13 protein-coding genes, 2 tRNA genes and 1 pseudogene are annotated in these 16,350 nt (G+C 60.5%); 4 read left to right on the top strand and 12 right to left on the bottom strand.

Annotated features, from left to right (window positions below):
• Positions 1–126: 126 nt before the first annotated feature.
• The gene (locus FE781_RS13010) at positions 127–1,083 is read right to left on the bottom strand and encodes a HEAT repeat domain-containing protein (RefSeq protein ID WP_138790066.1); all 957 of its coding nucleotides are present in this window, start codon (positions 1,081–1,083) and stop codon (positions 127–129) included.
• Positions 1,084–1,245: 162 nt separating this feature from the next.
• On the opposite strand from FE781_RS13010, the gene FE781_RS13005 reads away from it, so the two are divergent.
• A tRNA-Gly gene (locus FE781_RS13005) sits at positions 1,246–1,316 on the top strand.
• Between the two features lie 132 nt (positions 1,317–1,448).
• On the opposite strand, the gene FE781_RS13000 is transcribed toward FE781_RS13005, so the two are convergent.
• From FE781_RS13000 to FE781_RS12975, 6 genes and pseudogenes are all read right to left on the bottom strand, one after another.
• Positions 1,449–1,637, bottom strand: coding sequence for a hypothetical protein (locus tag FE781_RS13000; RefSeq protein WP_138790065.1), 189 nt, complete (start codon positions 1,635–1,637; stop codon positions 1,449–1,451).
• A gap of 115 nt (positions 1,638–1,752) precedes the next feature.
• Complete coding sequence (locus tag FE781_RS12995; RefSeq protein WP_138790064.1) at positions 1,753–2,088, bottom strand: YolD-like family protein; 336 nt, start codon at positions 2,086–2,088, stop codon at positions 1,753–1,755.
• Positions 2,085–3,344 (bottom strand): DNA polymerase IV, encoded by a 1,260-nt coding sequence (locus tag FE781_RS12990; RefSeq protein ID WP_138790063.1) that lies wholly within the window; start codon positions 3,342–3,344, stop codon positions 2,085–2,087. The genes FE781_RS12995 and FE781_RS12990 overlap by 4 nt, the downstream gene beginning before the upstream one ends.
• Positions 3,341–3,721 carry a YhjD family protein gene (locus tag FE781_RS12985; protein WP_138790062.1) on the bottom strand — a complete coding sequence of 127 codons (381 nt, stop codon included), beginning with the start codon at positions 3,719–3,721 and terminating at the stop codon, positions 3,341–3,343. The genes FE781_RS12990 and FE781_RS12985 overlap by 4 nt, the downstream gene beginning before the upstream one ends.
• Before the next feature lie 178 nt (positions 3,722–3,899).
• Positions 3,900–4,203 (bottom strand): annotated as a pseudogene (locus FE781_RS12980) (EamA family transporter).
• A gap of 102 nt (positions 4,204–4,305) precedes the next feature.
• A tRNA-Arg gene (locus tag FE781_RS12975) sits at positions 4,306–4,379 on the bottom strand.
• A 124-nt stretch (positions 4,380–4,503) separates the two neighbouring features.
• On the opposite strand from FE781_RS12975, the gene msrA reads away from it, so the two are divergent.
• Positions 4,504–5,502 (top strand): peptide-methionine (S)-S-oxide reductase MsrA, encoded by a 999-nt coding sequence (gene msrA / locus FE781_RS12970; RefSeq protein WP_379252985.1) that lies wholly within the window; start codon positions 4,504–4,506, stop codon positions 5,500–5,502.
• A 436-nt stretch (positions 5,503–5,938) separates the two neighbouring features.
• Here msrA and FE781_RS12965 read toward each other — a convergent pair whose 3' ends face one another.
• Together FE781_RS12965 and FE781_RS12960 are read right to left on the bottom strand one after the other, a co-directional pair.
• Positions 5,939–6,838, bottom strand: a complete 900-nt coding sequence (locus FE781_RS12965) for a TetR/AcrR family transcriptional regulator (RefSeq protein ID WP_138790060.1) — start codon at positions 6,836–6,838, stop codon at positions 5,939–5,941.
• A gap of 21 nt (positions 6,839–6,859) precedes the next feature.
• Entirely contained in the window at positions 6,860–10,063 is a 3,204-nt protein-coding gene (locus FE781_RS12960) for an efflux RND transporter permease subunit (protein WP_138790059.1), read from the bottom strand.
• 246 nt (positions 10,064–10,309) lie between these two features.
• On the opposite strand from FE781_RS12960, the gene corA reads away from it, so the two are divergent.
• On the top strand, positions 10,310–11,260 hold the full coding sequence (gene corA, locus FE781_RS12955) for a magnesium/cobalt transporter CorA (protein WP_138790058.1): 951 nt from the start codon (positions 10,310–10,312) through the stop codon (positions 11,258–11,260).
• A 24-nt stretch (positions 11,261–11,284) separates the two neighbouring features.
• On the opposite strand, the gene FE781_RS12950 is transcribed toward corA, so the two are convergent.
• On the bottom strand, positions 11,285–12,238 hold the full coding sequence (locus FE781_RS12950; protein WP_138790057.1) for a diacylglycerol/lipid kinase family protein: 954 nt from the start codon (positions 12,236–12,238) through the stop codon (positions 11,285–11,287).
• A 349-nt stretch (positions 12,239–12,587) separates the two neighbouring features.
• Here FE781_RS12950 and asnB point away from each other — a divergent pair, with 349 nt between their 5' ends.
• Positions 12,588–14,435, top strand: a complete 1,848-nt coding sequence (gene asnB, locus FE781_RS12945; protein WP_138790056.1) for an asparagine synthase (glutamine-hydrolyzing) — start codon at positions 12,588–12,590, stop codon at positions 14,433–14,435.
• A 237-nt stretch (positions 14,436–14,672) separates the two neighbouring features.
• Here the strand turns inward: asnB and FE781_RS12940 are convergent, their stop codons facing one another.
• Positions 14,673–15,317, bottom strand: coding sequence for an XTP/dITP diphosphatase (locus FE781_RS12940; RefSeq protein ID WP_138790055.1), 645 nt, complete (start codon positions 15,315–15,317; stop codon positions 14,673–14,675).
• The gene (gene rph, locus FE781_RS12935; protein ID WP_138790054.1) at positions 15,304–16,062 is read right to left on the bottom strand and encodes a ribonuclease PH; all 759 of its coding nucleotides are present in this window, start codon (positions 16,060–16,062) and stop codon (positions 15,304–15,306) included. Before rph ends, FE781_RS12940 begins: the two co-directional genes overlap by 14 nt.
• Between the last annotated feature and the right edge of the window lie 288 nt (positions 16,063–16,350).

Here is a 16,350-nt window from a genome sequence, read left to right as displayed (position 1 = left end):
GGTTATGGCTGAAACTTTTCCCACGAACGATCGAAAAAATACAACTTCTATATTGTAATAAAAACTTGATTCGGAGTCAATTCAGAGAGGTTTCTGCGTTCGTCCATTCAGAGGTTTCGCTCCCGCTCAAAGAGAGCCGATCGGCATAAACGCCCGCAGCTCCTCCAGAGCGGCCCGGTACAACTCGCGCAGCTCTCCCGTCACCCCGAATTCCTCCGCCCGCGCCTCGCCCTCTTCGTCGGACTGGCCGAAAGCCGCCCCGCACGCCGCATGCAGCGCCGCGGCCCACGCATCGATGCCGGCATCGTCAAGCTCCGCCAGTTGACGATACCGGCTCGTCCCGTAGACGGATTGCACATAATCGTTCCAGACCGTCTCAGCGTACTCCCCGAGCATGGGGCCGAACGGCTCGTCGCCCGCCGCCCGGACCCTGTCCGGCACCGCCGCGATCGCGGGCGGATGCTCGTCCGCCCCCAGCGGCGTATCCTCGATCCGCAGCGCCAGAAGCTCCGTTCTTCCTCCCGCCACCCGGGGAATCACGATATCGCCGGTCTCGCCCCTGCGCTTCAAAGCCGCAAGCACCCGGTATTGCAGCAGCGGATGATGCGGAGCGCGCCTCAGCCACTCCAGCAAGGCCGGCGTAATCTCGGCGTCGTCCAGATGCGCCAACTGCTCGATCGCCAGCAACTGCTTATCCTCGGAAGCGTCGCCGCGCAGCGTATCCAGCAGACTGCGGACGTAGGACCGATTCGCCGACGCTTTGCCGCGCACCGTCGAGGCGGCCATCTCCGCTTCGCTCGGCTCTTCGCCGTCCTCGCCGTCTTCGTTGACGGCCGGCTCCGCGCTGTCTCCGATCGTCCGGCGTTCCTGCAGCGAACCGTCGGACAAAGCCTGCTGCAGCCAATCGTATAGCGCCTGCCACTCCTGGCGGTTGCTCTCCTCCACGCGGCACCCGAGCAAAAAACGAAGCGTGGCGGCCGCCTCCCGGTACCGCTCCGTCTCCAGCATCCGGGTTAATTGCATCTGATAGTAGTCAATCGTCGCAGGCAGCAGGAAGACGTTTGATTCCGGTTGATTCGACATAAACTGACCGTTCCACACCTTCCTTATTTTATGGAGCTATTATTATCGAAGTTTCCGCAAAATGCAACCCGGTTAAGCCTCTCTGCCGCCGCAACTCTCTTGATTCGGCCCGCGTCCTCGTGTTATGATAAGGCTTGCCCACTGATTTTAATCTTATCCGGTGCGGGTGTAGTTCAATGGTAGAACGCCAGCTTCCCAAGCTTGAGGCGAGGGTTCGATTCCCTTCACCCGCTTACGCCAAAACCCCCGAGAACGTCGGGGGTTTTTTGTTTGCGCAAGGAGGTTTCGTTGGCCTCGATATTCGGATTTCTTCATTAAATATAAAATATGCGGATGAGCGGACCGGGTCCCGGGCGCGTTGCAGATCACGACGCCATCGGCCGAACGGCCAGAATGCGCTCCTCCGCGAATAGTCTCGGGGCGCCTCGGGTAATGTCGTACGCCTTCACCTTGCCGTCCCGGACCGCTTGCACGCGGATCGACCGTTGGGTGATCGCCCCTTTTCGGTCCACATAAATAATCGTGACGGCATGACCGACATATTTGAGCGGCATCTGTCTCTCCTCCGAAATGGGGACGTTTGTTCTTATTATAACCAGAACATACGTTCTTGTATACTCGCAGGTTTTGGAATAAACATAGCCCGCGCGCGGCAGCTCCGCCATGCCTTCACTCTACGTCCAGAATATCCTCCACCCGGATCGCTCTAAGGCCCGCCTCCGTCTCGATCACGAGTCTCCGCCCCCGGATATCGGCCTGCCGGATCGCGCCGCGGACCTCGTCCATGCCGAACGGGTCGAATACGCGAAAGGCAAGCGCCCGCCCTTCCGCCATCGCCTCCGCGATCGTCCGGCTCCATTCCTCCAGCCGCTGCTCGTCGATTTCCGGCTTGACCCGGGCGCGGGCGGCTTCTTTCGTCTCGAGATAGGCGTCCCGATGCTCGAACAGCATCATGCGCGACGATTCGTACAAACCGTTCCCGGTTAATTTCTTGCTTGTCTTCACTTCAGATGCCCTCCGATCTTGTTGTCGAGCAATTTCAACTGGCTGCCCGGCATCAGGGAGGCGGCCCAGAACAATGACATCTGGCCGTATTTGTCCTTCAAGCCGTCCACTGTGCGTTCCAGCTCGAGCCATCTCTCCCGGTCCCCGAACAGACTCAGTTGGAGGACCCCGTCTTCCTGCAGGTCGCCCAGCGACAACCACACCTTGCGTACCGGCTTGCCGTCCCAGTGCTTCCGGAACACCGCCTTGGCCGCCGCATACACCTCCCGCGTCACGTTTGTCGGCATCTCCAGCTTCATCTGCCGGCTGAATCCGCCGGGACGGTCGAAGTCGGCGCCCTGCACGCCCACGCTGACGACCGATCCCTGGTAGCCCTTCCGGCGGCTGCGCTCGCAGACCAGCGCGGACAGCTCCAGCAGCACGACCTGGATCGCCGTCTCGTCGGTGTAGTCGACGGGCAGCGTCGTCTGGCGTCCGATCCCTTTTTGCGGACCGAACGCGTCGGGCGTAACGGGCGAATCATCGATGCCGTTCGCCGTCCGCCACAGCACCTCGGCCCAGATGTCGGCGTTCTTGCCGACGGCGGCCGCAAGCTTGCGCTTCAGCACGGCCAGCGGCATATCCGCCAGCTCTCCCGCCGTATAAATGCCGATCCGGTGGAGATGCCTCATCGTGCGGGTGCCGATCCCGAACAGCTTGTTCAGCTCCATCCCCCGAATGTCCGGCAGACGGTCCCGGCTCAGCTCGTAAATACCCGTTTCGTTTTTTTTGGCGAACAGGTCGCAGCCGATCTTGGCCAGCAGCTTGTTTTCCGAGATGCCGATCCGGGTACGGATTCCCGTCTCCTCGAACACCCGCATCTGGATATGGCGCGCGAGCTCGACCGCGCTGCAGCCGTACAAGGCCAAGCTGCCCGTAATGTCCACGAACTGCTCGTCGATCGAAAACGGCTCGACCAGATCCGTATACGATTCCAGAATGCGGGTAATCTGCAGAGAAATATCGATGTAATGCCGCATGCGCGGCTGCACCACGACGAGGCCCGGGCACTTGTTCAGCGCCTCCCGCAAGCTCTCCGCCGCGGTGACGCCGTAACGTTTGGCGATCGGACAGGCGGCCAGCACAATGCCGCTGCGGCGCTTCGGATCGCCCGCCACCACCACCGGCTTATCCCGGATGTGCCGGTTCGCCGCCTTCTCCACCGAAGCGTAAAACGACTGGCAGTCCGCCAGCAGCACGGTCCGGGAAGCGGTCATGGCCGGCCTTCGCCGGCCTTCGGGGCGATCGCCAATTCGCGCTCAAGCCTCACCTCGATCTCCGACTTCACGAGATCGCCCTGCAGCATCATCTCGTGCCGATATCCCCGGCACAGGTAATCCGCCCGGATATGCGTCTTGCTCCGCTCCATGCCGACGATCCGGATGCCGCTGCGCTTGAATTCGCGGCGCAGCTCGCGCATTCGTTCCGGTATGCCCTGCTGGATGCTCCGCAACTGGCGAATATAGAGGTGGGACATTTTCAAACCCGGAAGCTGCATCTTCGCCGCGTCATGCTCCAACAGATCGAGCATGACGGCAAGCACCAGATATTCCTTCACCATGCGGATTTCGTCTTGCGTCTGGAGTTGCGGCATACTCTCCCCTCCCGATTCCTAGAACATATGTTCTCATTATATACAGGGGGCTTGGCCGAGTAAACATCCGGAGCGCTGACAATTTACGCCAGGCTGTCCCGGCGGGCCCGTCCGGAACGGCAAAAAAACCTCCCGCCGCAGCGGGAGGCTCCTTCGATGTCCGGAACCGTGACCGGTGTTATTTCAGGGCCGCGAGAATCGCGCCCGCTACGATCAAGGCGACGCCGGCAGCGTTGACCCCGGAGATTTTCTCCCCGAGGAAAATAAACGCCAGCGCAACCGCAATCACGACGCTCAGCTTGTCGACCGCGCCGACTTGGGCCACCTTGCCCGTTTTCAGCGCGAGAAAATAAAACAGCCACGACAACGCGCCCGCAATTCCGCTCAGCAAAATAAACGCAAACGCTTAAGCCAATTTTGCCGAAAATCGATACAAGCGCAGCCGTCACGGCCGACAAAAGCGCATAAAACAACCAATTCATAAGGAGTCCCCCTCTTATCCGACGGCTCTGGCCGCCCGTTATACAGACGCGACCGGCGCAGCCATGCAAAAAGCCGCCCGAAGGCGGCTGTTGCTGCTTTTACGTCCCAGGAGGGATTCGAACCCCCGACCGACGGCTTAGAAGGCCGTTGCTCTATCCAGCTGAGCTACTGGGACTTGACGCGAGAGCCATTATAGCATGAAACGCCGGGCGCGCGCAACCCAGAACTTTCTATGGTTCCGAAGAAAATCCGCCGCGTCCGCCCCGACGGTTTGACATGGCAACCGGACGGCCGTCATAATGAAAACAGCAAATCCGAATGGAGGGATACCGATGGCGGAACATCAGACAGAACTGGCCACGTTTGCCGGAGGATGCTTTTGGTGCATGGTAAAGCCGTTCGACCGGTTGCCGGGCGTCATCCGCGTCACTTCGGGTTATACGGGAGGACATACGGAAAATCCGACCTACGAGGAGGTGTGCTCGGGAACGACGGGCCACACGGAGGCGGTTGAAATCGAATTCGATCCGAACGTCATTCCGTATGAGGAGCTGGTGGGCCTCTTCTGGCAGCAGATCGACCCGACCGACGCCGGAGGACAGTTCCACGACAGGGGATCTTCCTATCGCCCGGCGATCTTTTACCACTCGGAGAAGCAAAAAGCCATTGCCGAAGCCTCCAAAAAGGAATTGCAGGAAAGCGGCCGGTTCGACAAACCGATCGCGGTGGAAATCTCGCCTGCGCAAACCTTCTATCCCGCGGAGGACTACCACCAGGATTACTACAAGAAAAATCCACTGCGGTACCAACTGTACCTGAAAGGCTCCGGCCGGGAAGCTTTTATCCAAAAACACTGGAAGGCCAAAAGCAAAGAAGAAGAGCAGCGCCTGAGGGAAAAGCTTACTCCGCTGCAATACGAGGTCACGCAGAACAACGCGACGGAGCCGCCTTTCCGCAACGAGTATTGGGATCACAACGAGGAAGGCATCTACGTCGACATCGTATCCGGCGAGCCCCTGTTCAGCTCGAAGGACAAATTCGATTCGGGCTGCGGCTGGCCGAGCTTTACGCAGCCTTTGGACGAGTCGGCGATTCGGGAAGAACTTGACCTCAGCCACGGCATGATCCGCACGGAGGTGCGCAGCCGGGAAGCCGATTCGCACCTGGGGCATGTGTTCCACGACGGGCCGGGACCGAACGGCCTTCGGTACTGCATCAACTCGGCGGCGCTGCGCTTTATCCCGAAAAAAGATCTGGTCAAGGAAGGCTATGGCCGCTATCTGAAGCTGTTTGAATAAGAAGCCGGCGATCAACGAGGCCCCGAACCGCCGAAGGTTCAGGGGCCTCTTCGTTTGCGCTGCGGCAGCCCGCTGCCGGACCGATCTGATCCGCCGGCAGGTGCCGCTTGAACAAAATCGCCGACGAGGGCTGGGAGAACTGGCTGACGACCGCGGAACCAGCGCCGTGCCGAACACCGCTTGCCAGACACCCATCTTCAACGCCAGCATAACCAGCAGCAGCGGCGGATTCCCGCTCGCCGCAAGAGGAGGCGGCTGCTCCCCTGGGCAATCCTCATACGGGGGCGTTGCGACGTTTCCGCCGCAGATCATAAGCGGTTCGGGAGCCCGGGCGACGCAACCGTTTTATCGGCAAAAAAAACCGGAGAGACAGCCCGCAGAGGGCCGCCTCTCCGGAGGCGCAATCAAATCCCGGACACTCCCGCGCCGCCTGCGGTTACGCATAAGGACGATGAGCGAGAAGCTGTTCCAATCGGGCGATATGCTTTTTGATTTCCGCCTTTTTGACCTTTTTCAGCAGCGCGATCAGCCCTTTGACCACGACGGGCCGAGGCAGATCCCGGTCGATCTCTTCCTCGATCGTCACCGTGGAGGAGATCATCTCGTCCAGCGTCTCGGCGGCCAGCCCCGAGGATTCAAGCAGGCTGCGGATCGTTTGCAGCTCCGTCAGCGCTTCTTTTTTCCACAGAGGCTTGTGCATATCCCTCGCCTCGGCCATCGCAAGCAGCTTCTCCGGCCGCAGCAAGGGATCTTCTCCGCGCTTCAGCATGCCCTGCATGACGTCATCCAGCCAATTCAGCAGATGCCGGGCCAAACGCTCCTCGTCCAGCTCCACCCAGCCTTGGTCGAGAATCATATACGTCATATACTCGTTGCTCATGGCGATGTAGACCGTTGCGGCATCGACGGAATAAGGAACCGACGCTTCTCCGTAGATGTCCGTCAGCAGTTGTTGAATCCCGCTTAACGTCTGATAGCGGACCGAGTATACGAGTTCGAACAACTGATCGTGCAGGTCCAGCCGCTCCTGCATCAGCAGGCGGATAAAATCCTTGTTGTTTTGATAGTACCTGAAGCTTTGCACTTGCTGCCGGTAGAGGCGTTCCCTCGCCGGCAGCGATTCGTCGCGCACGATCGCCCAAAATTCGTCCATCATCTTGTCGATGTATTGCTTGATGATCGAGGCGAGCAAATCTTCCTTGGACTTGAAATAAAAGTATAGCGAGCCTTTCGCGATGCCGAGCGTGTCGGCAATCTCCTGGATGGAAGTGGCGCGGTACCCCTTTTGCGAGAAGCACCGCATCGCCGCCTCCAGGATCTGGCTTTTTTTGTCCAACAAATCACCTCCACCGCTCGATTAATCTTCGAGTGTCTTCTTACGGCGGAATCTCGACAGGAATTCGTAGACGATCGGCACGATGACCAGCGTCAGCAGCGTGGAGCTGATCAGGCCGCCGATTACCGTGACGCCGAGACCGCGGGAGATCAGACCTCCGCTGCCGCCGCCGACGCCGAACACGAGCGGAAGCAGCGCGCCAACCGTCGCCAGCGCCGTCATCAGAATCGGACGCAGACGCGTGCCGGCCGCTTCAAGCAGAGCTTCCCGCGTGGAGAGTCCTTCCTGCTCCTTGTGCAGCACGCGGTCGATGAGGACGATCGCGTTGGTGACGACGATGCCGATCAGCATCAGCATACCCATCATGGCCGGCGCGCTAACCGTCTCGCCTGCCAGGAACAAGCCGACGAGAGCGCCGATAATCGTAAACGGCAGCGAGAACAAGATCGCGAACGGGGTCAGGCCGCCTCCGAACGTGATAACCAGCAACAGATAAACGATCGCGACGGCAGCGGCCATGGCGAGTCCGAGCTGGGTGAACGTCTCGTTGATCTGCTCCGTGACACCGCCGAAATCCACTTTGACCGAAGGCGGCAAGTCGTAAGCGTCGATTTTGGCTTGAATGTCGGACGACGCTTTGCCGACGTCTTTGCTGGTGACGTTGGCCGTAACCTGCACGTACAGCTTGCCGTCCTTGTGGGTAACGGTGTTGGACGACGTGCCTTCGACCACTTTGACGACATCCTTGACGGCAACGGGACCGAACGGCGATTGCAGGGTCGCGTTCTCGATGTCGGCGATGGAGCCGTATTCGGCCTTGTCGGCTTCGACGTAGACGTTGTACGTCTTGCCGTTGTCCGTCACTTGGGTGAGAACCGGACGCTCGCGGGAAGGCATCAGCGTCATGGCGATTTGCCCCGCGGTCAGACCCGACCGGGCAAGCTTTTCCTGATCCGCGACAAGCGTATATTGGCCGTAGGTTTTGGACAGGGACGAGTCGATTTTATCGAACGAGCCAATCTCCCGCATATCCTTTTGGATATTCTCCACTACCGGCTTGATCTCGTCAAGCGTGTCGCCGTAGACGAAAATCGTCATTTGGCTGCCGCCCATGCCGCCGGCCATATCCATTTGCGCCCAGGTTCCCTTCGGGTCGACCGCTTTGAGCGCCTCGACAAGCTGTTCCTTCTCCTCGGCGAAGTTTTGAATATCGTTTTCGTATTGAACGTAGAACAATCCGGATTTGTCCGAGCTCGGTCCGAACGGGTTACCGCTGCCCCCGATCGAGTATTGCAGATTAACCACGCCTTGCCGCGCCAGGATAAGCTTCTCGGCCTCCAGCGCGTATTTCTCCACATCCTCGCGCAGCGTGCCGGGTCCCGGGGAATACGTTACCATGGCGTATTTCTCTTCTTCCTCCGGAATAAAGCTGACGCCTACGAGCGGGAACAAGAACGTGCTCGCCACCAGGAGGACGACCGCCGACAGGAACGTGACGATCTTGTGGTTCAGCGCCCATCCGAGCAGCCGGCGGTACGCCGAGCCCAACGCTCCCGGCTTGTCGTCATGCTGCTTGCCTTTGACCCCGTTCCGGAACATCAGGTGGGTCATCATCGGCACGACCGTAATCGCGACGAGCAGCGATGCCAGCAGCGAGAACACCATCGTCAGGGCAAACGGCATAAACAGCTCGCCGATCGGACCGCTGACCAGACCGAGCGGCAGGAACACGGCGATCGTGACAAGCGTCGACGACAGGATCGGAATAAACATTTCCTTCGTCGCTTCCATGATCAACTCTCTGCCCTTCAGCTTCTCGGAAGAAAGCGACATGCGGCGATAGTTGTTTTCGATTACGACGATGGAATCGTCGACGACCCGGCCGATGGCGACCGTCATCGCGCCCAGCGTCATGATGTTCAGCGTAATATCCATCTGATTGAGAATCAGGATGGCGATGACCAGCGACAACGGAATCGAGACGACCGAGATAATGGTCGTGCGGATGTTGCGGAGGAACAGCAGAATGACGATCACGGCGAAAATAGCGCCGAATACCGCTTTCTCCAGCATCGTGTCGACGGAATCCTCGATCGGCTTGCCCTGGTCGAGCATAACGACGACCTCAAGATCCGGGTACGCCTCCGAGAACTTGTCGGCTTGCTCCTTGACCGCGTTGACGACGTCGACCGTATTGGCGTCGCTCGCCTTGGACACGTTAATGCCGATCGACTCCTTGCCGTTCGTGCGCGAGATCGATTCGGCTTTGCCGACCACTTCGATGTCGGCGATATCGGACAGCTTGACGGTCGGCAGTCCCGCGAAAGCCGCTGCTTGTCCGGCAGGGGCCTGCGTCTGGGCCGCCGCCGCTCCCGCACCTGGAGCCACTCCCGCGCCCGGAGCAGCACCCATACCCGGAGCGCCCGTGCCCGCGCCCGGAGCGCCGATGGCGCTTCCGCCCGCTCCGGCTCCGGCGCCGGACGGAATAACCGGGATGGCGAGATTGCGCAGTTGATCGACGGTCTTGACGTTGCCGTCCACCACGACCGTCTTCTCCGTATCGCCGAACTCGAACAGGCCGAGCGGCGCTTGGAGCGCGTTCGCCTGCACGATCCCTTTGACCGTTTCTTCGCTGAGACCGAGCTCCGTCATTTTATCCTTTTTGAACTTGAGCTGAACTTCCTTGATCTGCTGGCCGGCGATGGCGACCGTACCGGCGCCGTCGATGCCTTCGAGAGCCGGTTTGAGCTCCTCTTCGACCAGCTTGGTGACGTCCTCGAGCGATTTCTCCTTGCCGGCCACGCTAAGCGAGACGACAGGGAAATCGTTAAGGCTCAGCTTGGAAATTTTGGGAGCTTGCGCGCCTTTCGGCGGGGTAAACGCGCTGAGCGCTTCGCGAAGCTCCGCTTCCGCTTCCTTCATATCCTTGCTGTAGTCGTACTCCAGCACGATCGAAGACGCGTTCTCCATCGAGGTGGAGCTGACGCTCGACACGCCGTTCAAGTTTTTGACCCGCTGTTCGATCGGCAGGCTGATCTGGTCGGCCACCTCTTCCGGCGCGGCCCCCGGATAAATCGTGTTGACCATGAGGATCGGCACGTTGATGTTCGGGATCGTTTCCTGCTTCATGGTGAAGCCGGAATACAATCCCGCGACGGTGACGATAATCGTCATGAGCCAGATCGCAAACTTGTTTTTCGTGGAAAAACGAATGATGCCCTTCACGCTTCCACTCCTATCCTTTTTCTATGTTTGCAGATTTGAACGCCGTTCAACTTTCTTGAACATCGTTCAAATCACAACTTCAGAATAGTTGAATGCCGTTCGATTGTCAATTGAAAATGTGGGCCGAACTGCGGCTCCGGCGTCTTATTCCAGAACGAGGCGGGAACCCGCGTTCTTCCCAATCCCGCCCGTCCTTTTTATAATGGGAGCCGTTCGTTAATCCGATTTAGCAAGGAGCCGTCCGAGATGATTCGAACATTGGCCGTCGGCCGGAATTCGCAACTGCAAGCGGACATTCCCCTGCAGCGCCTGAACGATGAGGATATCGCCTGGTACTGGGTCGATTTTAATTCGCCGACCGAAGAAGAAGCATCCCTGCTCCGGGATCATTTTCATTTTCATCCGCTGGCCGTGGAGGACTGCCTGCATGTGCTGCAGCGGCCGAAGCTGGATCACTACGAGGATGCGCATTTCTTCGTGCTGCACGCGATCGACTCCCGGAGCCTGCAGGTCGAGGAAGTCGATTTGTTCCTGGGGCCGAATTTTTTGGTGACGTTTCATTGGAAGCGGCATCGGGAGATCGACGAAGCCTGGGAGCGGATCGCGGGGAATCCGGAGGAGTGGAGCAAGGGGCATTTGTACGGGGCTTATCTGGTGATCGACAAATTGGTGGACGAATATTTTCCCGGCGTCCAGCAGCTTGAGGAGCAACTGAACGATATCGAGAACAACGAATCGGACGATTCGAATTTCGATCTGATGAACCGCCTGTACGACATCCGGACGGCGCTGCTGAAGCTGAGGCGCACCATTCTGCCGATGAGGGATCTGCTGTACCGGATCGTCAATACGAACAAGATTCAGGGGCTGAGGGAGCATCTGTTTTACTTCACGGACGTGTACGACCATTTGATGAAGCTGTCCGACATGATCGAGCAGAGCCGGGACATCGCCTCGGATATGCGCGACAACTTCATGTCCATCAACTCGTACCGGATGAACCGGATCATGAAGACGCTGACCGTTATCACCACCATCTTCATGCCCCTCACCCTGCTCGCCGGCATATACGGCATGAACTTCGCCTATATGCCGGAGCTGCAGTGGCGGCCGGCTTATTTCGTCGTGCTGGGCTGCATGCTGAGCCTCGGTCTGGGCATGTACGCGTGGTTCCGGCGCAAAGGCTGGTTCGACTGATTTCCGGCGACCGTACCGCCCACCTCATCCGAGAGTCATGAAGGCGCCCGGCGCCACGCGGATCGTCCGGACGGCTTCTCCCGCGGCGAGGCGGACCGACTCGCCGTCGGCCTGAACGGGCATGCCCGCCGGCGCTTCAATCTCGATCTCGCGCCCCTCCAGGAGGGTGACGGACTTCAATCCGACATGGCGACCCGCGAATACAAGCGGAAACAGACAAAGCAGTCCCAACCGGCCGAGTCCGCTGACGACGCACACCGTCGCCCGGCCGTCCCTCATATCCGCTCCCGGGCAGATGCGCATGCCGCCTCCGAAGCAGGGGTTGTTGGCGACGACGATCAGCCATACCTCCTCAAACCGGCGCGTATCCCCGCCGTCCACGGTAACGGACGCCCGGACGGGACGGTAGGATACCAGCGCGCGAAGCAGCGCAAACAAGTAGACCAGTTTGCCCAAGCCGAGGCGGTTCAGCAGACGCTTGCCGGTCGAACGGTTGACGGCTTCGGCCACCGCGGCGTCCAGACCGAAGCCGTAGGAGTTCGCCGCGGCGGGCGCGCCGTCGCCTTCCAGACGCAGCAGGTCCGCGGACAGCGGCTCGCGGCCGGACGCGAGCTCCCGCAGCAGCCGGTCGAGCGCTTCCGCCGGGTCCCGCGGAATGCCGCACGCGCGGGCGTAGTCGTTGCCCGATCCGGCGGGCACGTAGCCGAACGGAGGCCGGCGGCCGCTGCGGTCTCGGCTGCCGGCCCGCTCCATGCCGTTGACCGTCTCGTGCACGGTTCCGTCCCCTCCGACTGCGACAACCGCATCCAGCGAATATCGGCGAAGCATATCTTCCGTTTTGGCGACCGCGTCCCCTTTGCATTCCGTGAACGCGGCCCGGTACGGCACGGATCTTCTCTTCAATTCCGGCTCAAGCTTTTTCCAGACGCGTCCGCCCCGGCCATTCCCGCTTGCCGGATTCACGATAAAACCGATCATGCTCCACCTCGTCCGTCTGAATCAGGTTGTTGATCCGCCCGGCGTTCCGCTTCCCGCAATATTTCCGATCCCCCGCCAGATGCGGCTTTTCCCCGAAGTTCGGGATCTCCTTGACGGATGGTATGAAAAGTATTTCTAGTATACGTTACCTTTTCGATCGGCAACAACAAGCATTTTGCGTTTACGTCAAGTTAATTTGCAAGCGCTTTCCAAAACCGTCAAACATCGCATGAACGATCGCCATTTCCGAAAAATCCGTCCATGACATGTGCCAAGCCGTGAAACGCATAAATTGAAGGGTAATCGGCGAGACCGCCTCGACGTCCGCAACCGAGAGAGGATGAGTACCATGTGCGGAATAACCGGATGGGTCAGTTGGAACAAGGATTTGACCCGATACCCCGCCATTCTGGAAAACATGACGGAGACGCTGGCACCGCGCGGACCCGATGCTTCCGGCAAGTGGCTGACGGCGAACTGCGCCTTCGGCCACAGGCGGCTCAGCGTCATCGATCCGGCCGGCGGCGCCCAGCCGATGGTGCGCAGGCGCGAAGACGATACGTACGTGATCGTCTACAACGGGGAATTGTACAACGCCCCGGAGCTTCGCCGCGAATTGGAGTCGTCGGGCTATTCGTTCCGGACGACCTGCGACACGGAAGTGCTCCTCCTCTCCTACATGGAGTGGGGGGAATCGTGCGTCGACAGACTCAACGGCATTTTTGCCTTCGCCGTATGGGATGACAACCGCAGGCGGGTATTCCTCGCCCGCGACCGGCTCGGCGTGAAGCCTTTGTTCTACGCGCTGCGGGACGGCGAGCTGCTGTTCGGCTCCGAACCGAAAGCCATACTGGCGCATCCCGGCTTCCCCGCCGAGGTGGACGCGGAAGGTCTGGCCGAGGTGTTCGCGCTGGGGCCGGCCCGAACGCCCGGCCACGGCATATACCGGGGACTGAAGGAGCTGCTCCCGGGCCACTGCCTGACGTTTACGCCGGAAGGCGCGTCGACGCGGGCGTATTGGCGGCTGGAGGCTCTGCCCCACCGCGACGACGAGGAAGACACGGCGGAGCACATCCGCTGGCTGCTGCGGGACACGCTGGAGCGGCAGCTCGTCTCCGACGTGCCCGTATGCGCGCTGCTGTCCGGCGGCCTCGATTCCAGCGCGCTCAGCGCGCTTGCGGCGGACTACTATGCGCGCACGGGCCAAGGGACGATCGACACGTATTCGATCGACTACGTCGGTAACGACAAGCATTTCCGCGCCAGCGTCTATCAGCCGAATCCCGACCGGCCCTGGGTGGACCGGATGCGCGAGCATCTGAACACGCGCCATCACTTCGTCGAATTCGACACGCCCGAGCTGGTGGATTCGCTCCGTTCCGTCGTATTGGCCCGCGACACGCCCGGCATGGCGGATGTCGACGGGTCGCTGCTGCTGTTTTGCCGGGAGATCAAAAAAAACGCGACCGTCGCGATTTCCGGCGAGGCGGCCGACGAAGTGTTCGGCGGCTACCCGTGGTTCCACCGGAAAGAGGCGCTGGAAGCGAACACGTTCCCGTGGGCGATCAGTACGGAAGCCCGATTCGGCCTGCTGTCCCCCGAACTGGCGAAGGCGATCCGGCCGGAGGAATACGTCGCCGACCGGTACCGTCAGGCGATCGGCGAAGTGCCGCATCTGGACGGCGAAGATCCGGCCGCGCGGCGCATGCGGGAGATGTCCTACCTCAACATCACCCGGTTTATGCCGACGCTGCTGGACCGCAAAGACCGGATGAGCATGGCCTGCGGCCTGGAAGTGCGCGTGCCGTATTGCGACCACCGTCTTGTGCAATACGTGTGGAACGTGCCCTGGAGCATCAAGAGCAAGAACGGCCGGGAAAAAGGCATTCTCCGGCATGCGCTGCGGGGCGTATTGCCCGACGATGTCATCGACCGGAAAAAAAGCCCGTTTCCCAAAACGCATAATCCGGCCTACGCCCAAGCGGTCAAAAGGTGGGTGCTCGACATTTTGGACGATTCCCGCTCGCCGCTCCGGCCGCTCGTCAACGCGGGACAGCTCCGCAAGCTGGCGGCGGACGATCTCGATTCGTTCCAAATTCCGTTTTTCGGCCAGTTGATGACGGGGCCGCAGACGTTCGCCTTCCTCGCGCAGGTCGATACGTGGCTGCGGGAGTACAAGGTGAGGCTGGTGCTGTGAGCGATTGAGAAAGAGGGAGTTCCCGGCTCGGGGACTCCCTTCTTGAGGTTGATTATCGGGTAGGCGCGACGATTGCGGACCGGCGGGAACGACCGCCGCCTCGGACCGAGAGCGTCCCGGCTTGCCGGAGGCGACTCGGGGCGCGCATGCGCGATGGCCGAGCCGCCGCTCCGCCGGTTGCCGCCGGAGCGGCCGCTTTCGCCCGTTCCGGCGGCGCCTGCTGTGCTCCCGTCCAGGTCAAGCTTGTCCGTCCAACCGCGCCGCCAGCTTGCGAAGCGCCGCGCCGCGATGGCTGATCGCGTTTTTCTCCTCCATTGAGAGCTCGGCCATCGTGCGCCCGTACTCCGGCAAATAAAAATACGGATCGTAGCCGAAGCCGCCCTGCCCGCGGGCTTCCGCCGCAATCCAGCCTTCGACCGTTCCTTTGGTCTCGACCGTCTCGCCGGTTGCCGGATCGTACAGAACAAGCACGCAGACATAGGAAGCCCGGCTGAGCAGCTTCAGCCCGTCCGGCGCGGCGATCGAACCGGCTGCGAACTCCGGCTGCGACAAGCGGGCCAGCAGCTTGGCGTTGTTGGCTTCGTCGCTTGCGCCTTCGCCCGCGTACCGCGCGCTGTAGACGCCGGGTTCGCCGCCGAGCGCTTCCACGCACAACCCGGAGTCGTCCGCAAGCGCCGGCATGCCCAGGTAAGTCGCAATCTCGACCGCTTTTTTGGCCGCGTTGGCCGCAAACGTCTCGCCGTCCTCCACCACCTCGGGCGCTCCCGGCACGTCGCGCAGACCGATCACGCGCAGCCCGGCCGGCTCGAGCATCGCGGCGAACTCGCGCAGCTTGCCTTCGTTGCGGGTCGCCACCACGACCGTCTTATTATCCAGCCGCATGCGCGATCGCCTCCCCGATGAGATCCGCAATCGGCCCCAGCGCTTCCTTCTGCTTCGCGATCATCCGCTGGACGCCCCATTCGCCGAGCTCCAGCAGGCGGTTCAGCTCGGACCGGCCAAACGGGGCCTCCTCGCCCGTCCCCTGCAGCTCGACGAACTTGCCGCTGCTGGTCATGACGATATTCATGTCGACCTGGGCCCTGGAGTCCTCCTGGTAATCGAGGTCGAGCAGCATCTCGCCGTCGACGATTCCGACGCTGACCGAAGCGAGAAAGTCCGTGAACGGCATCTGCTGGAGCTTGCCTTCGTCGAGCAGCCGATTCAGCGCAAACGCCAAAGCGATATACGCGCCCGTGATCGAGGTGGTGCGCGTTCCTCCGTCGGCCTGAATCACGTCGCAATCGAGCGTGACGGTCCGTTCGCCCAGAGCCGACAGATCGACAACCGACCGCAGCGCGCGCCCGATCAGCCGCTGGATTTCCATCGTGCGTCCGGACTGTTTTCCTTTGGACGATTCCCTCTGATTGCGCGTCTGGGTCGCCCGCGGCAGCATGGAATATTCCGCCGTCACCCAACCGCGGCCTTGTCCTTTCATGAACGGCGGCACCTTGTCGTCCACCGTCGCCGTGCAGATGACCTTCGTCTCGCCGACCTCGATCAGCACGGAGCCTTCCGCATGTTTGATATAGTGGGGCGTGATGGAGACCGACCGGGTCTCGTCCGCCTTGCGTCCGCTTGTCCTCATGACTTCACCGTCTCTTTCTGCAGATTCGATCTTACCATTCTACCAGACCTTGACCGGAAAATCACACCGATTTCCCGGCGGAAGCGGCCGAACGGCGGAATTTTCCGGGCGTCCGTGTCCGAGCTGGCGGGAAAATGCCTGACCCGGCTAACTTTTGCCAAGTTAGTGTAAAATTTCCGTGGGGGTAGGAAATGGAAAAAGCGAACATAGAAAAAGAGCTTCTCCCTTGGTAAAGTGATGTTTGCCGACAACACACCAAGAAGGAGAAAGCCCCTATGAGCCACTTTA

Origin of the sequence: Paenibacillus thermoaerophilus, from assembly GCF_005938195.1 — a bacterium.
Classification (GTDB): Bacteria; Bacillota; Bacilli; order Paenibacillales; family Reconciliibacillaceae; genus Paenibacillus_W; species Paenibacillus_W thermoaerophilus.
The sequence above is the reverse complement of the archived record's forward strand: the minus strand, read 5'-3'. Positions and strand labels throughout refer to the sequence as shown.

Bases quoted from the DNA above. Each gene is read 5' to 3' on its own strand.
- asnB (WP_138790056.1), top strand. From the start codon at position 12,588: ATGTGCGGAATAACCGGATGGGTCAGTTGGAACAAGGATTTGACCCGA.
- FE781_RS12985 (WP_138790062.1), bottom strand. From the start codon at position 3,721: ATGCCGCAACTCCAGACGCAAGACGAAATCCGCATGGTGAAGGAATAT.
- msrA (WP_379252985.1), top strand. From the start codon at position 4,504: ATGAAAACAGCAAATCCGAATGGAGGGATACCGATGGCGGAACATCAG.
- rph (WP_138790054.1), bottom strand. From the start codon at position 16,062: ATGAGGACAAGCGGACGCAAGGCGGACGAGACCCGGTCGGTCTCCATC.
- FE781_RS13000 (WP_138790065.1), bottom strand. From the start codon at position 1,637: ATGCCGCTCAAATATGTCGGTCATGCCGTCACGATTATTTATGTGGAC.
- FE781_RS12950 (WP_138790057.1), bottom strand. From the start codon at position 12,238: ATGATCGGTTTTATCGTGAATCCGGCAAGCGGGAATGGCCGGGGCGGA.
- corA (WP_138790058.1), top strand. From the start codon at position 10,310: ATGATTCGAACATTGGCCGTCGGCCGGAATTCGCAACTGCAAGCGGAC.
- FE781_RS13010 (WP_138790066.1), bottom strand. From the start codon at position 1,083: ATGTCGAATCAACCGGAATCAAACGTCTTCCTGCTGCCTGCGACGATT.
- FE781_RS12940 (WP_138790055.1), bottom strand. From the start codon at position 15,317: ATGCGGCTGGATAATAAGACGGTCGTGGTGGCGACCCGCAACGAAGGC.
- FE781_RS12990 (WP_138790063.1), bottom strand. From the start codon at position 3,344: ATGACCGCTTCCCGGACCGTGCTGCTGGCGGACTGCCAGTCGTTTTAC.